This window comes from Bacteroides sp. 90-K9/2, assembly GCF_047310725.1.
Classification (GTDB): Bacteria; Bacteroidota; Bacteroidia; order Bacteroidales; family Bacteroidaceae; genus Bacteroides; species Bacteroides vicugnae.
The window spans coordinates 84225-103807 of record NZ_JBCGVL010000005.1; the positions used below are offsets into that span (position 1 = coordinate 84225).

Annotated in this window: 21 protein-coding genes and 1 pseudogene; 17 read left to right on the top strand and 5 right to left on the bottom strand. The window is 42.3% G+C overall.

Translation table 11 applies throughout. The annotated features are described in order from the left end of the window. Position 1 precedes the first annotated feature (1 nt). From AAHJ11_RS13165 to AAHJ11_RS13225, 13 genes and pseudogenes are all read left to right on the top strand, one after another. A complete protein-coding gene (locus tag AAHJ11_RS13165; RefSeq protein ID WP_148367011.1) occupies positions 2–922 on the top strand; it encodes an ATP-grasp fold amidoligase family protein in 921 nt (306 codons plus the stop codon). 14 nt (positions 923–936) lie between these two features. Continuing rightward, positions 937–1842 (top strand): glucose-1-phosphate thymidylyltransferase RfbA, encoded by a 906-nt coding sequence (gene rfbA, locus AAHJ11_RS13170; protein ID WP_148367010.1) that lies wholly within the window; start codon positions 937–939, stop codon positions 1840–1842. 85 nt (positions 1843–1927) lie between these two features. After that, the gene (gene rfbC / locus AAHJ11_RS13175) at positions 1928–2506 is read left to right on the top strand and encodes a dTDP-4-dehydrorhamnose 3,5-epimerase (RefSeq protein ID WP_148367009.1); all 579 of its coding nucleotides are present in this window, start codon (positions 1928–1930) and stop codon (positions 2504–2506) included. A gap of 113 nt (positions 2507–2619) precedes the next feature. Next, positions 2620–3000, top strand: a pseudogene (locus AAHJ11_RS13180) (GDP-mannose 4,6-dehydratase); the annotation flags it as partial. Then, positions 3000–4025, top strand: a complete 1026-nt coding sequence (locus tag AAHJ11_RS13185; RefSeq protein ID WP_148367007.1) for a glycosyltransferase — start codon at positions 3000–3002, stop codon at positions 4023–4025. The pseudogene AAHJ11_RS13180 and the gene AAHJ11_RS13185, both read left to right, overlap by 1 nt. Next, positions 4025–5041, top strand: coding sequence for a glycosyltransferase family 2 protein (locus AAHJ11_RS13190; protein WP_148367006.1), 1017 nt, complete (start codon positions 4025–4027; stop codon positions 5039–5041). Before AAHJ11_RS13185 ends, AAHJ11_RS13190 begins: the two co-directional genes overlap by 1 nt. A 3-nt stretch (positions 5042–5044) precedes the next feature. Beyond that, complete coding sequence (locus AAHJ11_RS13195) at positions 5045–6280, top strand: glycosyltransferase (RefSeq protein WP_148367005.1); 1236 nt, start codon at positions 5045–5047, stop codon at positions 6278–6280. Between the two features lie 10 nt (positions 6281–6290). Continuing rightward, entirely contained in the window at positions 6291–7124 is an 834-nt protein-coding gene (locus AAHJ11_RS13200; RefSeq protein WP_254883818.1) for a glycosyltransferase family 2 protein, read from the top strand. A 498-nt stretch (positions 7125–7622) separates the two neighbouring features. Next, on the top strand, positions 7623–7970 hold the full coding sequence (locus AAHJ11_RS13205) for a hypothetical protein (RefSeq protein ID WP_254883817.1): 348 nt from the start codon (positions 7623–7625) through the stop codon (positions 7968–7970). 282 nt (positions 7971–8252) lie between these two features. After that, positions 8253–9374 carry a glycosyltransferase family 4 protein gene (locus AAHJ11_RS13210; protein WP_148367003.1) on the top strand — a complete coding sequence of 374 codons (1122 nt, stop codon included), beginning with the start codon at positions 8253–8255 and terminating at the stop codon, positions 9372–9374. Next, complete coding sequence (locus tag AAHJ11_RS13215; RefSeq protein WP_148367002.1) at positions 9374–10270, top strand: NAD-dependent epimerase/dehydratase family protein; 897 nt, start codon at positions 9374–9376, stop codon at positions 10268–10270. The genes AAHJ11_RS13210 and AAHJ11_RS13215 overlap by 1 nt, the downstream gene beginning before the upstream one ends. 141 nt (positions 10271–10411) lie before the next feature. Beyond that, positions 10412–11401, top strand: coding sequence for an MraY family glycosyltransferase (locus tag AAHJ11_RS13220; protein WP_148367001.1), 990 nt, complete (start codon positions 10412–10414; stop codon positions 11399–11401). Between the two features lie 5 nt (positions 11402–11406). Continuing rightward, positions 11407–11847 carry a WbuC family cupin fold metalloprotein gene (locus AAHJ11_RS13225; RefSeq protein WP_148367000.1) on the top strand — a complete coding sequence of 147 codons (441 nt, stop codon included), beginning with the start codon at positions 11407–11409 and terminating at the stop codon, positions 11845–11847. A gap of 132 nt (positions 11848–11979) precedes the next feature. Here the strand turns inward: AAHJ11_RS13225 and AAHJ11_RS13230 are convergent, their stop codons facing one another. From AAHJ11_RS13230 to AAHJ11_RS13240, 3 genes are all read right to left on the bottom strand, one after another. Next, a complete protein-coding gene (locus tag AAHJ11_RS13230) occupies positions 11980–12408 on the bottom strand; it encodes an N-acetylmuramoyl-L-alanine amidase (RefSeq protein WP_148366999.1) in 429 nt (142 codons plus the stop codon). A 4-nt stretch (positions 12409–12412) separates the two neighbouring features. Beyond that, positions 12413–12520: a smalltalk protein gene (locus AAHJ11_RS13235; protein ID WP_004297473.1), complete on the bottom strand. Its 108-nt coding sequence runs from the start codon at positions 12518–12520 to the stop codon at positions 12413–12415. Between the two features lie 128 nt (positions 12521–12648). Beyond that, the gene (locus AAHJ11_RS13240) at positions 12649–13137 is read right to left on the bottom strand and encodes a DNA-binding protein (protein WP_099145941.1); all 489 of its coding nucleotides are present in this window, start codon (positions 13135–13137) and stop codon (positions 12649–12651) included. Between the two features lie 219 nt (positions 13138–13356). Between AAHJ11_RS13240 and AAHJ11_RS13245 the strand changes: the two genes are divergently transcribed. Next, complete coding sequence (locus AAHJ11_RS13245) at positions 13357–13575, top strand: DUF4248 domain-containing protein (RefSeq protein WP_004297475.1); 219 nt, start codon at positions 13357–13359, stop codon at positions 13573–13575. 154 nt (positions 13576–13729) lie between these two features. Here AAHJ11_RS13245 and AAHJ11_RS13250 read toward each other — a convergent pair whose 3' ends face one another. Next, entirely contained in the window at positions 13730–15556 is a 1827-nt protein-coding gene (locus tag AAHJ11_RS13250; RefSeq protein WP_148366998.1) for a DUF3987 domain-containing protein, read from the bottom strand. Positions 15557–15573: 17 nt separating this feature from the next. Then, positions 15574–16206, bottom strand: a complete 633-nt coding sequence (locus AAHJ11_RS13255; RefSeq protein WP_297284816.1) for a BT4734/BF3469 family protein — start codon at positions 16204–16206, stop codon at positions 15574–15576. Between the two features lie 681 nt (positions 16207–16887). On the opposite strand from AAHJ11_RS13255, the gene AAHJ11_RS13260 reads away from it, so the two are divergent. Genes AAHJ11_RS13260 through rsxC form a run of 3 tightly spaced genes read left to right on the top strand, consistent with a single transcriptional unit; the run spans position 16888 to position 19579 of the window. Continuing rightward, a complete protein-coding gene (locus tag AAHJ11_RS13260) occupies positions 16888–17313 on the top strand; it encodes a SoxR reducing system RseC family protein (protein ID WP_148366997.1) in 426 nt (141 codons plus the stop codon). A gap of 7 nt (positions 17314–17320) precedes the next feature. Next, positions 17321–18217 carry a Fe-S cluster domain-containing protein gene (locus tag AAHJ11_RS13265; RefSeq protein ID WP_148366996.1) on the top strand — a complete coding sequence of 299 codons (897 nt, stop codon included), beginning with the start codon at positions 17321–17323 and terminating at the stop codon, positions 18215–18217. Positions 18218–18241: 24 nt separating this feature from the next. Beyond that, positions 18242–19579: an electron transport complex subunit RsxC gene (gene rsxC, locus AAHJ11_RS13270; RefSeq protein WP_074909204.1), complete on the top strand. Its 1338-nt coding sequence runs from the start codon at positions 18242–18244 to the stop codon at positions 19577–19579. Positions 19580–19583 lie beyond the last annotated feature (4 nt).

A 19583-nucleotide genomic window follows, 5' to 3' on the forward strand; every position in this document is an offset into this window, starting at 1 on the left:
TATGGCAAATTATGTAATTCAGCATCTTACATCTAAAGATGCACTTCCATGGCTTTTGTATTATATCGTTGACCATACACCTCTTCGTCGATGGCTTTCGGATAAAGTCTATCTGAAGATTCAGTATCGATGTCTTTGTGGGAAACCTCTTAACCTGAAGAATCCACAGTCCTTTAACGAGAAGCTTCAATGGCTGAAGATTTACAACCGCAATCCCGAGTACTCAAAGATGGTTGATAAATACGAGGCGAAGAAATATGTGGCTTCCATCATAGGAGAGAAATATATAATTCCGACACTTGGAGTTTGGGATTCCGTAGATGACATTGATTGGGACTCTCTACCTAACCAGTTCGTATTGAAATGTACTCATGATAGTGGTGGTTTGGTTGTATGTCGTGATAAAAGCAAACTCGACAAAAAGGCTGCAATAAAAAAACTCAAAGCATCTTTTAAGGTCGAATTCTATTATTCAACTCGAGAGTGGCCATACAAGAATGTTAAACCTCGTGTAATTGCAGAAAAGTATATGGAAGATAATTCTGGTGAGCTCACAGATTACAAGTATTTCTGTTTCAATGGTGAGCCTAAAGCCATCTTTATTGCGTCAGATAGACTTGATCCAACTGTAGATACGAAGTTTGACTTCTTCGATATGGATTTCAATCATCTTGACTTTCGGAAAGGTCATCCAAACGCTACAAAGCCTGTTTTGAAGCCTGCTGGTTTTGAGCACATGAAGGAGTTGGCTAGAAAGCTGTCAAAGGATATTCCTCATGTTCGAGTTGACTTTTATGACATTGATGGTCAGGTATTTTTTGGAGAGCTAACATTTTATAGTGGAGGGGGGATGTCTCCATTTGATCCTGAAGAGTGGGATTACAAATTTGGTCAGTGGTTGACCTTGCCAAATAAAGAATAATAAATAATATTAATATGAAAGGTATAGTTCTCGCAGGCGGTAGTGGTACAAGATTGTATCCTATCACCAAAGGTATCAGCAAGCAGCTCATGCCTATTTACGACAAGCCAATGGTGTATTATCCTATAAGCGTTCTGATGTTGGCTGGTATCAGAGAAATACTCATTATCAGTACCCTATACGATCTCCCTGGGTTCAAGCGTCTTTTGGGTGATGGTTCGGATTATGGAGTAGAGTTCACTTATGCCGAGCAGCCATCACCAGACGGTCTTGCACAGGCATTCACCATTGGTAAGGACTTCATTGGTGATGATTCCGCTTGTCTTATTCTTGGCGATAACATCTTCCAGGGTGCCGGCTTCACCAAGATACTGAGGGAAGCTGTACGTACTGCTGACGAGGAGAAGAAAGCCACCGTCTTCGGATATTGGGTCAACGATCCTGAGCGCTATGGTGTAGCTGAGTTCGACCGTGAAGGTAACTGTCTCTCTATTGAAGAAAAACCTGCAAAGCCAAAGTCGAATTATGCAGTCGTTGGTCTTTACTTCTATCCAAACAAGGTTGTGGAAGTGGCTGCTAACATCAAGCCTTCCGCTCGTGGAGAGTACGAAATCACTACCGTAAATCAGAAGTTCCTTGAAGATGGAGAACTCAAAGTTCAGACTCTTGGGCGTGGATTCGCTTGGTTGGATACTGGTACACACGATTCGCTCTCTGAGGCATCAACATACATTGAGGTGCTGGAGAAACGTCAAGGCTTGAAGGTCGCATGTCTTGAGGGTATCGCATATCGCCAAGGCTGGATTACCGAGGAGCATATGCGTGAGCTCGCAAAGCCTATGCTCAAGAACCAGTATGGTCAGTACCTGCTAAAGGTTATTGTTGAGATGAAGGAAACAGGTAATCCTAATCTCGACTAAATAAGGATAACTGGCTGCACAGGTGGACAAGTATGTTTCCGTTCAATACGGACAGCCAGTACTAATAACAAAAATATATAATACAATGGATGTAATTAAAACCGAAATAGATGGTGTAGTCATCATCGAACCTAAGATATTTGGTGATGCTCGCGGATACTTCTTTGAGAGCTTTAGCCAACGTGAATTTGAAGAGAAGGTTCGCAAGATCAACTTTGTACAGGATAATGAGAGTATGTCCTCTTATGGTGTAATGAGAGGTCTGCACTTCCAGCGACCTCCCTTCACTCAGAGCAAGCTCGTTCGTTGCGTGAAGGGGACAGTACTCGATGTTGCAGTTGATATTCGCAAGGGCTCGCCTACATACGGTCAGCATGTAGCAGTAGAACTCACAGAAGACAATCATCGCCAGTTCTTTGTGCCAAGAGGATTTGCTCATGGCTTTGCTGTACTCTCAGAGACTGCAATCTTCCAGTACAAGTGCGATAACTTCTATGCACCTCAGGCAGATGGTGGCATCTCGATTAAGGATGAGAGCTTTGGCATAGATTGGAAGATTCCTACAGACAAAGCGTTGTTGAGCGAAAAGGATACTCTCCATGAGTGCTTGAAAGATTTCGATTCGCCTTTCTCTATTGATATGAACCTTTATCCCGAATTTTAGTGCAAACCAAATGCAATAAGCTCGTTTAATTGCTGAGGTGCAGCCTAAAATCGAAGAATTCAAATTGAATTATTAATATGAGCATACTTGTAGCAGGTGCCAACGGACAACTTGTAGTGGATCATGCTCGCGTTATCGATACCATCTTTCACAATGGAACAATAGCCGAGACTTACAATATTGGTGGCTTCAATGAGTGGAAGAATATCGATATCATCAAGACCGTTATCGCTATTGTAGATCATCTTCTTGGCTGCCCTGAGGGTGTAGACCTGGATCTGATTACATACGTAACAGACCGACTCGGTTATGATGCACGTTATGACATCGACTCGACTAAGTTGCAGAAGGAACTTGGCTGGGAGCCATCTTTACAGTTTGAGGAGGGAATTGAGAAAACAGTAAAGTGGTACTTGGAGAATGAAGCTTGGATGGATAATATCACATCAGGGGAGTACGAAAAGTATTATGAATCAATGTATAGCAACAGGTAATGAAGATACTCTTAGTTGGTTCCTTTGAACATCCCATGTATGCTCCAGCTTTTGAGTCTGGTTTCAAAGCTTTGGGGCATGAGGTGGTTACCGTAAAATATGATGATTATCTTTATGGTAGCGGTACAATCAATGCGTTACTTACAAGAGTTCAGAATCGCATTCACATAGGCTATAGGCTATCTGCATATAACAATGATATTATAAAAAAAGCAGAAGCCTTAAAAGCAGATTTTGTATTTCTGTATCGTTGCTATCGCATTTGGCCATCTACCGTTAAGAAGTTGAAAAAGAAAGGGTTCTTTGTGTTTACATACAACAACGATGATCCTTTCAGCGGCACGCCTAATCTGGGCTTTTATAGAAACTTTCATAGAATTCTAAGACTTACGGATGTTAATTATGTCTATCGCAAAAAAAACATAGCGGACTATGAATCTGTAGGTGCAAAGAATATAAAAGTATTACTTCCATATTACATTGAGAAGAATAATTTCCGTGAGGATTGTGAAGACACAATACCTGTAGCCTTTCTGGGACATTTCGAAAATGATGGTCGTGATAAATATATAAAGGCTCTAGTTGATGCTAATATACCAGTTACGGTATTTAATGGTTCTGAGTGGGAGGATGCACCCCTTTACGAAGATATTAAGGCCTGTGTAAAACCGGGAAAAAGAGGCAAAGAATACAATCACACTATTAACGAATGTCTGATAACAATTGTTTTCCTATCAAAGCTGAATAGCGATACATATACTCGTAGATGTTTTGAGATACCTGCTACCCAAACACTCATGCTTTCAGAATATACTGATGATTTGAATGAAATGTACCCTTCAGATGAATGTGCAGTATATTTTAGAAATGAGGATGAGATTGTAAAGAAGTGTAAGTGGTTGCTTGAAAATCCTTCGGAGATTAAGCGAATAGCAGAGAAAGGATACAGGAGACTGAAAGAATTGGGCGGCTCAGAAATAGATCGTTGCCGACAAATAGTAGAAACTTATAAAGAATTAAAATAATGGAAGAAAAACTCTTTTCCATCTGCATCCCAAGTTATAACAGGCCTGCAGAAATACGTCGTTTGCTCAATAGCATTGACACAACTCATGTAGATGAGGTTGAGATTGTAATTTGTGAAGATAAATCCCCTAAACGAGAAGAAATACGCAAACAGGTTCTTGATTTCAAGTCAAAGACACGATATGAGGTTAACTATATCGAAAATGAGGAAAATTGTGGTTATGACAAGAATCTCCGTAACCTTATTCGTGTAGCAAAGGGCCACTTTATCATGTTCATGGGTGATGATGACCTGTTTATGCCAGGTGCTTTTGATAAGTTCTTTGATTTCGCAAAAGAACATTCTGATTGTGGATATATCCTGAGATCATATCGCAATAATTTTGCGAACGGAGATCATGAGGATTTTAGGTACTACTCTGAGGATCGGGTCTTTCCACCTTGTAAAGAAACCTATATAGATTTATTTGGTAAGAGTGTATTTGTTTCTGGGTTTACAATTCGCAGAGACTGTGCTTTAGAATTTGAAAGCGAAAAATTTGATAGTTCTCTTCTTTATCAAATGTATTTGTTGGCAGAAACATGCTATAAATATCCTGCTGCATATTCTCGTGTAATTATCACCCAGGCTATAGAGGGCGGTACGCCATTTTTTGGAAGTAGTGAAAGTGAGAAGGCGATATACACACCTGGCACAATAACGATTGACAACTCCATTAATTTTATGGCTTGGTATATCAAGCTGCAAGATTATATTGCCAAAGAGCATAATGACGATTCCAATAAGATTTTAATGCTAAATCAATCTAAGTATTCATATCCAGTTCTTGAAATCCAGAGGAATAAAGGAATAAAAGTGTTTAGAGAGTATGCGCGAAGACTAAAAGAAATGGGCTATGCTCAGTCTTTCTATTTTTATATATACTACTACGCCTTGATAGTTTTGGGTGCAAAGAATTGTAGATTTATTATCAAAACATTAAAACATATAATTGGACATAGACCTCAGTTATAGAATATGCCAAAAATACTTCAAATAAATTCAGGTATTACTCGTTCTACAGGCTCCATTGCTCAAGCTATAGGTGAACAGGTATTGGCGTGTGGTTGGGATAGTTGGATTATGTATTCAGCACGCAATCCTGAGTCTCCTTGTAAATCCCAATACTATCGAATAGGGTCACCTTTAGTCAGCAAGATTCATGCTGTATTAACACGCCTTTTTGATATGCATGGATTAGGTTCATATTTTTCAACCCGAAATTTAATCAAGAAGATCAAAGAGCTAGATCCTGATATTATTCATTTGCACAACATACATGGATATTACATTAATTATTCATTGCTATTTACATACCTAAGTAGAGCAAACATACCCGTTGTATGGACGTTACACGATTGCTGGTCTATGACAGGTCACTGTTCTCATTTTGATGCAATAGGGTGTATGAAATGGAAAAAGGGTTGCTCAAAATGTGCTTTGAAGACAGATTATCCAAGTTCTGTTCTATTTGATAATTCAAGATGTAATTGGAACCAAAAAAATAAGATTTTTAACTCTGTTCCTAATCTCACAATAGTACCTGTTTCGACTTGGGTTGAGAGTGTAGTGAAAGAATCATATCTCAAGAAATACCCTACACATGTAATCCATAATGGTATCGATTTAGATATCTTTAAAATATCTGAGAATAGTATTGTGAGAGACCGTCATAACATAGGGAATCGTACTATCGTGCTTGGAGTTGCAACAGGTTGGTTCGAAGGTGGTGGCCTTAGACGGTTTAATGAGTTTATGAAACTCAGTTCAATATTGGACGATAACTATAGAATTATATTGATAGGTTTGGAGGAATCTCAGCTTCAAGGATTACCGAATAATGTAATTGGTCTTCAAAGAACTGCTAATCAGCAAGAACTTGCGGAATACTACTCTGCTGCAGATGTGTTTATTAATCCTACATATCAAGATTCTCTTCCAACAGTTAATATGGAGGCCTTGGCTTGTGGAACTCCTGTGATTACTTATAGAACAGGTGGATCCCCTGAAATATTGGACAAGGAAACCGGTTGGGTTACTGATAAAGGTAATGTAGAAGCCTTGGCTTTCTATGTACAAGATGTTCGTAAACAATCGAATAAAGAAAAGGTTGCTCAAAAAAATGCATGTCGCAAGAGAGCCGTATTGTATTTTAATAAGTACGACCGGTTTCATGATTATGTATACTTATATAAACAGATCTTACATTTGTAATATGCTAGATATGACAGTAATTATCCTCACGAAAAATGAGGAGGCAAACATCGAGAGATGTATCAACTCTGTAAAGGGTTGGGTAGAAAGAATAGTAGTCGTCGATAGCGGCAGCACGGATAGAACCGTGGAACTTGCCGAGAATTTGGGCGCAGAGATATATCATCACGAACCTTTTGTAGATTATGCAAAGCAGTTCAATTGGGCTATTGACAATACCGATATCAAAACCAATTGGGTGTTCCGTTTTGATGCTGACGAGTGCGTAACTCCAGAGTTGAAGCAGGAGATTCTAACCGAGTGTGAGAAGCATAAGGATGATGATGTATCAGGTATGATGATGCGCTTCAAGATTTTCTTTCTGGGCAAGTTTCTGAAACATGGAGGTGCTTATCCTTTCCTGAAGATAACTATCTTCAAGTATGGCAAAGGAAGATTTGAGGATCGTTCAATGGGCGAGCACATCGTGTTGAGCGAAGGTCGCTGTATTGACCTGAAAAAAGATTGTGAGCATTATGACTTTAAAAGTCTGAACGCCTTCATTGATAAGCACAATTGGTATGCAACCCGAGAGGTGGCTGACTATTTTGCTGTCAGGAGCGGACGAGAAAATGCTGTATTAGATGGCGAGCCCGAAAAAGCGAAGAAACTTCGAGATGGCTTATATTATCGACTCCCAAAATATTTTAGAGCTAAAATGTACTATTGGTACAAGTTTTACATTAAGTTGGGTTTCCTCGATGGTGAAGCAGGACATGTTTGGGCATTCCTTCAAGCATACTTCTACCGTTTCGTTGTTGATGCAAAGATTGCTGAACAGGAATTAATGAAAAATAAAAATTAATTTTGTTAGTTCTATGAATTTAATCGTAATATCTGAACTTTCCCCCCCCAGAAGAAACTTCAACGGCATATATAATGGGGGAAATTGCAAAAACTTTTTCGGACAAGTATAATGTGACTGTTGTTTGCGGGCCAGAGGCATACGACCAGAACAAATTAAAGGTTTTACCAAAATCATCATTGATAGCGGGCGTTACAACAATTCGAGTCAAAGGAATTAAGGAAAACAAAGCAAATAAGCTCTCTAGAATTCGTAAATTCCTATTAATGAGTTGGTGTCTACGTAAGGCATCAAAGAAGGTAATAAATAAAGGAGATAAAGTATTACTAGTTAGTAATCTATTCCCATTACTAATATAATGGCCTTTCATAGAAAAAAGATTATGAAATATCTTTTCTTGCTTACGATCTTTTTCCAGAACCTCTACTAATGAGGTTCAAATTTCCTAATTTAATATACAGACAGTGCCTCAACATCTTTAATAGATCGTATGCCCGTATGGATAAAATAATATCATTAGGGAGAGAGATGACTGATGTTCTGAGAGAAAAGACAATGCCATATAATCCTAATTTGGAAATTATCCAAATAGAAAATTTGGGAGACATTAATAGTATTTACCCTTTTGATATGTTTCGTTATGGAAAATGGAATGAGGCGGCAAAAGTGCCGGTAGGATTGAGTGGACCGGCAGCACTTTATGACTTTATCTATGGTGACCAGATCACAGATGAGAAAGAGTATATGGAAAAGGTATATCCTACACGTCGTGAATTTAGAATATACGTATGTTCGAGTGGGTCGGTCGTCTTACATTTCAACCATGCAGTTATATGGATAAAGTAGCACTTTTACCCTGTTTTATCTCTAAATAAATATTAAAAGATAGCTGAATTTTATTTTTGATATTTATGAAATTGCTTTGTAGAGAGGCTATTCGGGAGTGTTGTGGAAAAATAGATAGTTACATCGAAAATCAAACGTATTAATTAACAGATCCCTTAGTCTGGGCACTTTAAAGGTGACCAAACTAAGGGGGATGCCATTAATTGAATGCTTACAGGAGGGTGGATGGTATTAGGTGTTTACTCCTGTTTGTGAATAGAAAAAACTAAAAGGATATAAATAATGGGTAACATAACTCAACGACTTTGGATAGTAACCGAACTTTTCCCACCAGATGAAACTTCCACGAGCTACATCCTTGGCGAGATTGCCAATGCAATGGCACAGAAGTACAATGTGGGAGTAATTTGTGGTCCTGAGATATATGACAAGCGAAAGAAGCTTGACGCAAACAATAAGTTTAAACTTCACGAGAGCATTGAGGTACATCGTGCGTTAGGATCTGATTTGGATAAGAATACCACCAAGGGTAAGGCTCTTTCTTTCATTTTAATGAGTCGAAGAATGATAGCTCTGGTACGCAAGTATGTATGTACTGGAGATAAGGTGCTGATGGTGACGAATCCGGCTCCTATGATTCCATTAATGGCGAGACTAAAGAAAAAAAAAGGATTTGAACTGAACATCCTTGTACATGATGTATTTCCTGAAAATACTCGTCCCGCTGGCTTGAAACTACCCATGTACAGTCTGTTCAAATATATCTTTGATAAGGCTTATACGAAAGCCGATCAGCTGATTGTTCTTGGGCGTGATATGGCAAATGTGCTAGAGCAGAAGGTTGGTAAATGGGAAAATCCTAAGGTTACTATTATAGAAAATTGGGCAGATATCGGCAATATCAAACCACAGCCATTTCCGGAAGGTAAGATAATTCTTGAATATGCCGGTAACATTGGGCGTGTGCAAGGATTGGACAAGGTGATGGATATGTTACCAGAGGATGTGGAGTTGCATTTTTATGGTACGGGAGCGATGGAGAAAAAACTCAAGGAGAGAAAGCGGAAAAATGTTTTTTTTCATGGTCCTTATTTCCGTTCTCAGCAGAATGAGGTATTGGCTGCTTGTGATATTGCTCTCGTAACTCTTCAGGAGGGTATGTACGGCTTGGGTGTTCCAAGTAAGACTTACAACATTCTGGCATCAGGTCGTCCTATTTTATTCTTTGGACCTAAAGGTAGTGAGATAGATTTGCTGATTCGTGAGGAAGGTATTGGCTATTGTGGATGGCCTGAAAAATGGGACAGAACAACCTTGATTGAAATGGGCCGAAAGGCAAGAGCTCTGGCTGAGAGTGAATATTCTGAAAGTGTAATTTTGGATAAATTCTTGAAAGCTATATAATGGATAAATTATTGTTTACCGGTGGTACGGGTTTTCTTGGCAAGAATATCCGTCCGATATTGGACAAAATGTATGAGGTGACTACTTGCGGTATCACTCCTGATGATATGATTAAAACGAATTTGGCAAAGGAGGTTCCTCGGCTGGAGCAACATTATGATGTAGTATTGCATGCTTGTGGTAAGGCTCATGTCGTGCCTAAAACTGAAGCAGAGAAACAGGCTTTTTTTGATGTGAACTACACTGGTACAGTTCATTTGTGTAATGCACTAGAAAAAGTGGGTCCCCCTAAGGCTCTGGTTTTTATCAGTACTGTGGCGGTATATGGCTGTGAGTCTGGTGAGTTGATTACCGAAGATCATCCGCTGGAAGGGGACACTCCATATGCTAAAAGTAAGATTTTGGCAGAGGAGTATCTGACTAAATGGTGTGGGATGCATAATGTAGTTCTGGGAATTCTTCGTCCTTCACTTCTTGCTGGTAAGGATGCTCCGGGTAATCTTGGTACTATGGTAAATGGTGTGAAGAAAGGTTTTTACATGAATATTGCCGGAGGTAGGGTTGTGAAGAGTATTTTGATGGCAGAAGATATTGCTTGTATTATGCCTGCTTTGGTCAAGAAAGGAGGAGTTTATAATGTGTGTGATACATTCCAACCGACTTTTGGGCAGATTAGTAAGTCGATAGCAGAGCAACTAGGCAAAAGTAGACCTATCTGTATTCCAATGTGGATGGCTAAGTGTATGGCTTTAGTTGGTGATCTTTTAGGGACAAGAGCTCCTATCAACAGCTATAAATTAGAAAAGATGACCAAGAACCTCACTTTTAGTAATGAGAAAGCACGTAAGGAACTTGGTTGGGAACCGTTAGATGTACTAACGAATTATAAAATTTGAAGTAGAAGAAGAAACGAATTATTGGGTCTTATTTACTGTGTGCTACATAGAGATTTTTGAAAACTATAATTTTTTTATATGCACATGAGTTATAAATAAAGATAAGATCATTCCGGATATATTCAGACAAAACTAATTCATATGATAACATACATTATTATTTTTATTCTGCTTCTCATAGCAGAACTCCTCTATTTCCGTATTGCGGATAAATGCAACATTATTGACAAACCCAACGAACGCTCATCACACTCCACTATTGTATTGCGTGGCGGAGGTATAATCTTTTTGATTGGTATATGGATTTGGAGCGCCTTCTTCGGATTTCAATATCCTTGGTTTCTAGTGGGTCTGACACTTGTAGCAGGCATTAGCTTTGTAGATGACATCCATTCATTACCGGACTCTGTAAGATTGGTCGCTCAATTTGCAGCTGCCGCAATGGCGTTCTATCAGCTCGGCATATTGCATTGGTCAATGTGGTGGATTATACTGTTGGCACTAATAGTATATGTCGGTGCCACGAATGTAATAAACTTCATGGATGGAATCAATGGTATCACAGCAGGATACTCTTTGGCTGTATTGGTTCCATTGACGTTGGTGAATATGAATGGTGTTTTTGTAGAACAGAGTTTGATCATATCAACGATTCTTTCTTCATTGGTGTTTTGTATTTTCAATTTCTGTCCGAAGGGTAAAGCGAAATGCTTTGCAGGGGATGTCGGCTCTATCGGCATTGCTTTTATCATACTGTTTCTGTTAGGTAATGTGATGATCAAGACAACGGATATTACTTGGCTGATATTCTTGTTAGTATATGGTGTGGATGGCTGTCTGACTATTGTACATCGTATTATGTTGCACGAGAACTTGGGTGAGGCACATCGTAAGCATGCTTATCAGATTATGGCTAATGAGTTGAAAGTGGGTCATGTAAAAGTTTCATTGCTGTATACGGTTATGCAGTTAGTGATTTCCCTTGGATTTATCTATCTTTGTCCCGATACAGTGTTTGCTCATTGGTTATATTTGGTGGGTGTATTAGCTGTATTGGCTATCGTATACATATTGTTTATGAAAAAATACTATCATTTGCATGAAGAATATCTCATATCATTGAAACAATAACGATTATGGAATTTGATAAAGAGTTTTTGGGCAAGCTATTTGAACAAGCTATGGAGAATCCACGTTTGCGTCAGAACTTCGACCTACGCACCTCATCTGCCGATACTAGTCAACGTATGCTAAACGCATTGTTGCCAGAAACTAAAGTGCCTATCCATCGGCATGAAGATACCACAGAAACTGTAATTTGTTTGTGTGGTAAGTTGGATGAAGTTATTTACGAAGAAGTTATTTTGTATGAGAATAGTATATCTGGACTTCCACATAGTATGGATGTGCAGGATGTATCTCGTAAGGTGGAATATCGAGAAAGACAACGCATTCACCTCTGTCCTGCTGAGGCAAAATATGGTTGCCAAATCCCTAAAGGCGCATGGCATACTGTAGAGGTGATTGAGCCTTCTGTGATATTTGAGGCTAAAGATGGAGCGTATAAATCAGAGTAAGAAGGAGAGATAACTAGATGAGTGAAAATAACAACTGGGTATTATTGGAAAATAGCTATAACAAAGCGTGAAACCGAGTGGAATCACGCTTTGTTTTTAATTTTATGGTGCTTTTTAAAACTGCTTTTTAGGCTACTTTTGACAAGAAATTACCTGTGAATACTCTTTCACCGCATCAAAGCACGGACATCCTTTCATTGGATTCAAGTCCCGATGTCCCACAATCAACGCTTTCGGGAACTGCCTTTTCAACTCCCTCAACAAAGCAAGCAAAGCTCCTTTTTGCTCCACAGTACGCGTATCTTTCGGCTTTCCGCCCGCATCCAATCCTCCTTCATAACAAACACCTATCGAATGAGCATTATGATTCCGGCAGTGTGCTCCAATCTTTTCTAAAGCACGTCCCCGGTGGATCTCCCCGTCGCGAGTAATGTAAAAATGATAGCCAATATCACGGAAGCCACGGTGCAAGATATGATCCTGTCGGCAAGCCTCCGCCGAAAGGGATTTTCCTTCCGGCGTGGCACTGCAATGAATGATAATTAATGTAATAGTCCGCATGGGGTTACATACAACTCTGTACTCCGATCAAGCCTCCGATAGCGGTGGCAACGGTGATGATTACTTTGATAATGAAGCTCCATACGGAGCGGGGAGATGATGAATTACTCATAATAAGAAGTTTTAAATAAATTGATAATAGTTTTTTTATTCACCACGGAGGACACAGAGGACGCAGAGGAAAGAAATAATCTGTGGTGAAAAAACTCAGTGTCCTCCGTGTCCTCTGTGGTGAACCTTTTAGGCAGCCGGGTCAGGCGCTTCGCCGCCACCATCCGGTTTTGGATCAGGGTTATCACCCGAATCAGAACCTCCTCCGGCAGTTGTCGGTTTCTGATATTCCGCCTGCTGCTTCAACTGACTGTCGAGTTTCAGATTATTGGTCGACAGATTACCGGTGGCACGGGCTTTCAGACGCATACCGGTAATATTCTTCTCCAGCGAAAACTCTTCCAGCGTATCAGCCGCCTTACTGCGAATACCCACCCCAAAAATGGCAAGATCATCAATTTTCACACATTTGCCATCCAGCAACAATTCCTTGATGCAATCTACCATATCCGAAAGCACACCTTTGATGACACCACCGGAATACGGTGAATTGTGCTTCGACATATGCTCGGCAAGTTTTGCCAAATCAAACGTCTCGTCGCTTACTGCACGGGCGAACCACTTACCCGCATTCAAGCCTTTCTTCTGCTGGTTCTGATAAATCTTGTAACGAATCATAAAACAATAAATTAAAGGGTTAAACATCGTGTCCGGGGAATTATTTCCCTTTCGACGATACAAAGATACCACCCTCAAACTCCGGAAAATCAATAGTACACAGTTGCGTACGATTGTTGTCGGTTGTGTGCAATTATGATCGATTATTCAATGAAAAAGCGTTGGCTATGTAGAAATATTTTGCTATTTTTGTAACTGTAAATCAGAAACTTATCCATTATGAACGAATTCAAAATACGTGCCTACGGGCGCATGGAACTGGCTCAACTCTATTCTCCGGAACTTACCGATATTGCCGCTTATCGAAAAATGAAGAAATGGATCTCTCTATGTCCCGGACTTCTGCAACGCCTATACGACTTAGGCTATGAATCAAAGCGACGTTCATTCACACCGTTGGAAGTAAGAGTGATTGTAGATGCCCTGGGAGAGCCTTGAATAAAGCGCCGCTTTACGATGTCTAAAGCTTAGCTTTACACCTCCTAAAGCGATGCTTTATGCAGTAAAAACGGATGCGGTAATCAAAATGAATGTACCAGTCCAAACGATTACAGTAAGTAAGGTGGGTACAGTGGGGACACTTTTCCCCGTTTCACTCATACACACACGCACGCGCGTAAGCCCCTTTGCCGTCTACACTGATTAGCTTGCCTTGTCGGGTGAGACGTTTCAGCCAGGTGATGGCGGTGCTTTTGTTGATACCCAGAGCCGTTGCTTTTTCCAGCAACTCCGTGCGGGTAAATTCCTTACCCAGTTGCTGGAAGAGGAAATCCCGGTCGGCATTGGGGCGGTGGCTGACTTCCGTGTTGGGGAGGAACGACAGGATATGCATGGCGTGACAGTAGAGAGGTTCCGCCAAATTTAATACGGCGTGGAAGTCTTCCGCCGAGATGGATACGTTCCAGCGGGTGACGATGCCGTCCTTGCGGTTGTCCGAAGGAATGGACTTGTCGGGTGTGAAGGGGGAAGAGGAGGAAATTTGGAGGCTGTAGGGATTCGGGTGTTCGAGAGCGCGCAACACGGCTACTTCCGACATGATCCTGCACAAATTGATAGCCATACGCGCCACAAAGCTATACATTTCTCTGTCGTTGGCTATGCTCGAACGATCGAACAACTCCGAAAAGACGGTGTCAATTTCGTTTTTCTGCCCGCTCGTGAGCTGTAGCGTGTGAATGCCATGTTCCCTTATCACGTCCAGTTGATTTTTCCATTCCAGTCCCAGAGCGTTGAATACCTCTTCCCAGTCTGTTTCGTCGTCTACAAACTGGCTGACCCATTTGTCGATTCCGTACATGTAGTAGTACAACTGGCGGGAGGATCCTCCGTCTTCCGTTGTCGGGATGAAGGCTTTCACCTGGAGTGGGGTGCCCGACATCAGGAGCGAAAGGCAGACCTTTTTTGTTTCCCGATATTCTTGGTTACCGCGACGGTTGTAGGACAAAAAGTCGTGGTCGAACGCTTTGCGCAGCGTGTCGCTCCAATGGCCGTGCTCCGATCCGATGGCGGTGGACAGTGTGTCGGCTTCCGACTCGAAGATAAGTCCTGTACCTTCGGAGTCCATAATGTTTTGTAGGATGCCTGTGCCGGTGTTGTTGCCCGAAATCAAGAACATCTTGTTAGGGGGCATTTGCGGGACTTCCATTTTCGACCGCTCTTTTCCCATCGCGTCATATTCGGCCTTTTCTTTTTTATAGATCTTCATTTGCGCCGCCACTTTCGCGCGAATCTCGTCATGGATGGGTTGCACGAGCAGGCGGAGGTAGGAGAGGATGCCTTTGCCGGAAGCAGAGGGCGCTACGATGAAACATTGGAGGCTGGGATAATAGTATTTGCCGCCATAGAGGCATCGCACGTGGCGCGACATGCAAGCTCCCAGCGCGGTGAATGCTCCCATCAGCATGATGTCGCGTTGAATCTCACTTTTCGCTACCGTGATGATACGCTGCAGGAGTTTCGGCCAGTTTGCTTCCGGCAGAGTGGGTAGCGGGTGTTGCGGATCGCTACCGGATAGCAGTTCTTCTTTTTCTTCCGTGATCGTTTCTTCGTCTGTTTCCTCATTTGCCACCTTATTATACGCGCGTGCCTGTGTGAGAATTTGAGGGGCTGTCCTCACTGTCCCCACTGTCTCCACATAGCTGATGGCGACTCCCGTCGCTTCGGCAAGGTGGAAAGCCGTGCCTAGGTGCACTTCTCCACGTTGGGTGTGGAGCGCGTTGGAGAATACCCGTTCGGCATGTTCGCGCTGATACTTGGGAGAGACCCGGCATAGGCGGTGAAAAAACTCACGTCCTGCTTCACCGCAATCCGTTGCGATGGCGAATGACAATTGTACGTATTCAAGATAAGTGGGAGCAATGTCCGCTCCTGCCGTTTCGACTGCTTCGGTGAGACGGCGTAAAGATTCAATATCAGTCATGTCTTTTAATTGATAATTTATAATTTATAATTTCTTCTGAACAATGCTTCCGGGTCATAACTAAGGAAACAGGATCTCACGAGGTCTTTGCCGGAGAAATCTACTTTGGGTTTCGTTTCGGAAGAAACCGCTGTTACCGTATTGTATGCCGTCTCTACGTACCGCATCGCCCAACTCATGTTGTCTGTGATATTTTTGGCATCATCTGTCGTGGAGGAATAATGGCAAGGAACAAATGCCTTTACACCCAGTCCGCTGGGGCTGATAAAGGTGAGTACAGGTTGCAGGAGAGGATCGTCATAGAGCATACGGCGCATTTCCACTGCTTCCTGATAGGAGCAGAGACCGTCCACATCTACTATCACCAGATGAGACGGGGAGACGAAATCCTTACTGCTGCGGCGGGTGAATGTGCCGCAGGGAGTCACATACGGTAGTAATGACGCTTTGGCTGCTCGTATATCCGCGGCATTCCGTACTTGTTCGGTCAGGGTTTTGAGATTCTCGTTGCAGGTAATCATTTGGAAAACTTGTTCGAGGGAGACTTCGCAGAAAGGGATAAGTGTGGGAGGAGTCATCAGTCGGCCTTGTTTGTCTTTGATAGGAGCGATCGGTGGCATGAAATAGGACATTCTGTAGTTGTTTGATATCATTTTCTTTTTGTTGTAAGTTAAAATGTTTACTTTTGCAAAAAATATGAGTGTGTGCCAAAACACGGCATGAAAGTAGTAATAACAAAATAGACTCTACCCTGATATGTGAGGATAAAAGTTAAAATAATTAATTATTGAAGTGTGTATTTAACAACAAAAAACAAAGATGAAAAAGAAAACGGTTTGTTGCAGTGATTTGGGAGCTTATATTAATGAGTTGCTTAAACGTGCGAAATTGAGAAATGAGTATGTCTGCGAGACCCTAGGTATGGGACATGATGTTTTGAATGGCATAAAAAAGGGCTAAATCTCCCATTGAACGATTATATAAAAGTAATGAATCTCTGTTTGAATGCCTACAACGAAGAGGAGATTGAACAGATTTTGAATACGTTGGTGAGAATGTATCTGCGCTACTACAAGAAGAGGATAGTGGAGTAATCCGTGAAATAATTGATAGAAAATCCTGGCTGAATAAATAAAACGGCCGGGATTTTTTTGTTTAAGATGTCTATTTGTCATTTTTGAAATCTATCAAATAGTAGCCATACCTTTTTCGTGTGCGATAACGAAAACGCAAAAAATAACATTTTATTATGTAGAAAAAGTTTGAGGAATGCTTCGTAGTTCACAAATAATGATTAAATTTGCCGCGATTTGTAATGTGGAGTTTGCAGAATGACGAATAATACTATAAAGCATCTAGGTATTGTGGAAAACATACAGGGTTCTCATCTGTCGGTGAGGATTGTCCAGACATCGGCTTGTGCGGCTTGTGGCGCAAAGGGACATTGTTCTTCGGCGGATAGTAAGGACAAAATCATAGATATCATAGATACGGCGGCTTCTTCCTATCAGGTGGGAGAGAAAGTAATGGTGGTCGGCGAAACGTCGATGGGCATGATGGCGGTATTGTTGGCGTTTGTACTTCCTTTCGTACTTCTTATATTCTCATTGTTTCTTTTGATGGCTTTGATGGGGAATGAACTGTATGCGGCTCTTCTTTCTCTGGCTGTCCTTATACCTTATTATTTCGTTTTATGGCTCAACAAAACGCGACTCAAACAACAATTTTCATTTACTATAAAACCAATAAATAACTAAAAACATTATGAATTTGATTCTGATTGCAGTGATTTCATTGGGAGCTATAGCGCTCGTGCTAGCCGCTATTCTTTATGTGGCTTCCAAGAAATTTGCCGTGTATGAAGATCCGCGGATTGCCCAGGTGGGAGAAGTGCTTCCCCAGGCTAATTGCGGTGGATGTGGCTACCCCGGTTGTAGCGGATTTGCCGACGCTTGCGTCAAAGCCGGTTCGCTGGATGGCAAGTTCTGCCCCGTAGGCGGACAGCCCGTCATGGCACAGATTGCTGATATCCTTGGGCTTGCAGCCGGAGAAGCTGAACCGATGGTAGCAGTGGTGAGATGTAACGGAACGTGTGCGAATCGTCCGCGTATTAACCAATACGACGGTGCGAGGAGTTGTGCTATCGCTGCTTCGCTGTATGGCGGGGAAACGGGTTGCAGCTACGGCTGTCTGGGATGCGGCGACTGTGTGGCTGCCTGTCAGTTCGATGCCATCCACATGAATCCTGAAACAGGACTTCCGGAAGTGGATGAAACGAAATGTACCGCTTGTGGTGCCTGTGTAAAGGCTTGTCCGAAGGCGATTATTGAAATCCGTCCGCAAGGAAAGAAATCGCGCCGTGTGTATATCTCTTGTGTGAATAAAGACAAGGGAGCTGTGACACGCAAGGCTTGTGCGGTGGGCTGTATCGGCTGCGGCAAGTGTGTGAAGACTTGTCCGTTCGAAGCTATCACGCTGGAAAACAACTTGGCTTACATTGATCCGAACAAGTGCAAATCTTGCCGGAAATGTGTGGAAGTTTGTCCGCAGAATACCATTATCGAATTGAATTTCCCTCCGCGGAAACCGAAAGAAGAGGCTCCGGCTACTCCGAAACCTGCTGCTGCAAAGACAACAGAAGCTCCAAAAGTAACAGAATAATAACAGAATAAAATACAGAATTGTATGTTAAAGACATTTTCAATTGGTGGAGTTCATCCACACGAAAATAAATTGTCGGCACATCAACCCATTATCACAGCGGAAGTTCCTGCAAAGGCTGTTATTTTGCTGGGGCAGCACATCGGTGCACCTGCAAAACCGATCGTTGCGAAAGGGGATGTGGTAAAGGTGGGCACACGGATTGCCGAACCTGCCGGCTTTGTTTCGGCAGCAATTCACTCTTCAGTCAGCGGTAAAGTGGCGAAGATTGATACCATAGTCGATGCCAGCGGTTATGCGAAACCTGCTATCTTCATTGACGTGGAAGGCGACGAATGGGAAGAAACAATCGACCGTAGCACCACACTGGTGAAAGAGTGTGAACTTTCCGCAGAAGAGATCGTGAAGAAGATTGCCGATGCCGGAATCGTAGGGCTGGGCGGTGCTTGTTTCCCTACTCAAGTGAAACTTTGTCCTCCTCCTTCCTTCAAGGCGGAATGTGTGATAATCAATGCCGTAGAGTGTGAACCTTACCTGACTGCCGACCATCAGCTGATGCTGGAACACGCGGAAGAAATCATGGTAGGTGTTTCTATCCTGATGAAAGCGGTGAAAGTGAACAAGGCATTTATCGGAATCGAAAATAATAAGCCGGATGCTATCGAACTGATGACGAAAGTGGCTTCCAGCTATGCAGGCATCGAGGTCGTGCCCTTGAAGGTGAAATATCCGCAAGGAGGTGAAAAGCAACTGATCGATGCGATTACCAAACGTCAGGTGGCCAGCGGCGCGTTGCCTATCTCTACGGGAGCGGTCGTGCAGAACGTGGGAACAGCATTTGCCGTTTATGAAGCGGTACAGAAGAATAAGCCGTTGTTCGAACGGGTGATTACCGTGACAGGAAAGTCGGTTGCCAAACCGTCCAACTTCCTGGCTCGTATCGGTACGCCGATGAAGCAGTTGATCGACGCTTGCGGCGGCTTGCCCGAAGATACGGGTAAGGTGATCGGCGGCGGCCCGATGATGGGTAAGGCGTTGGTAAACATCGAGGTTCCTACTGCGAAGGGCAGTTCCGGTATCCTGATTATGAACCAAAAGGAAGCCAAACGTGGGGAGGCGCAGACCTGTATCCGTTGCGCGAAGTGTGTGAGTGCCTGTCCGATGGGACTGGAGCCGTACTTGCTCGGAGCTTTGTCCGAAAACGGAGATTTTGAAACAATGGAAAAAGAAAGAATCATGGATTGTATCGAGTGTGGCTCTTGCCAGTTCACTTGTCCCGCCAACCGTCCGCTGCTCGACTATTGTCGTCTGGGTAAAGGCAAAGTGGGAGCTATGATTCGTGCACGTCAAGCTAAAAAATAACGAA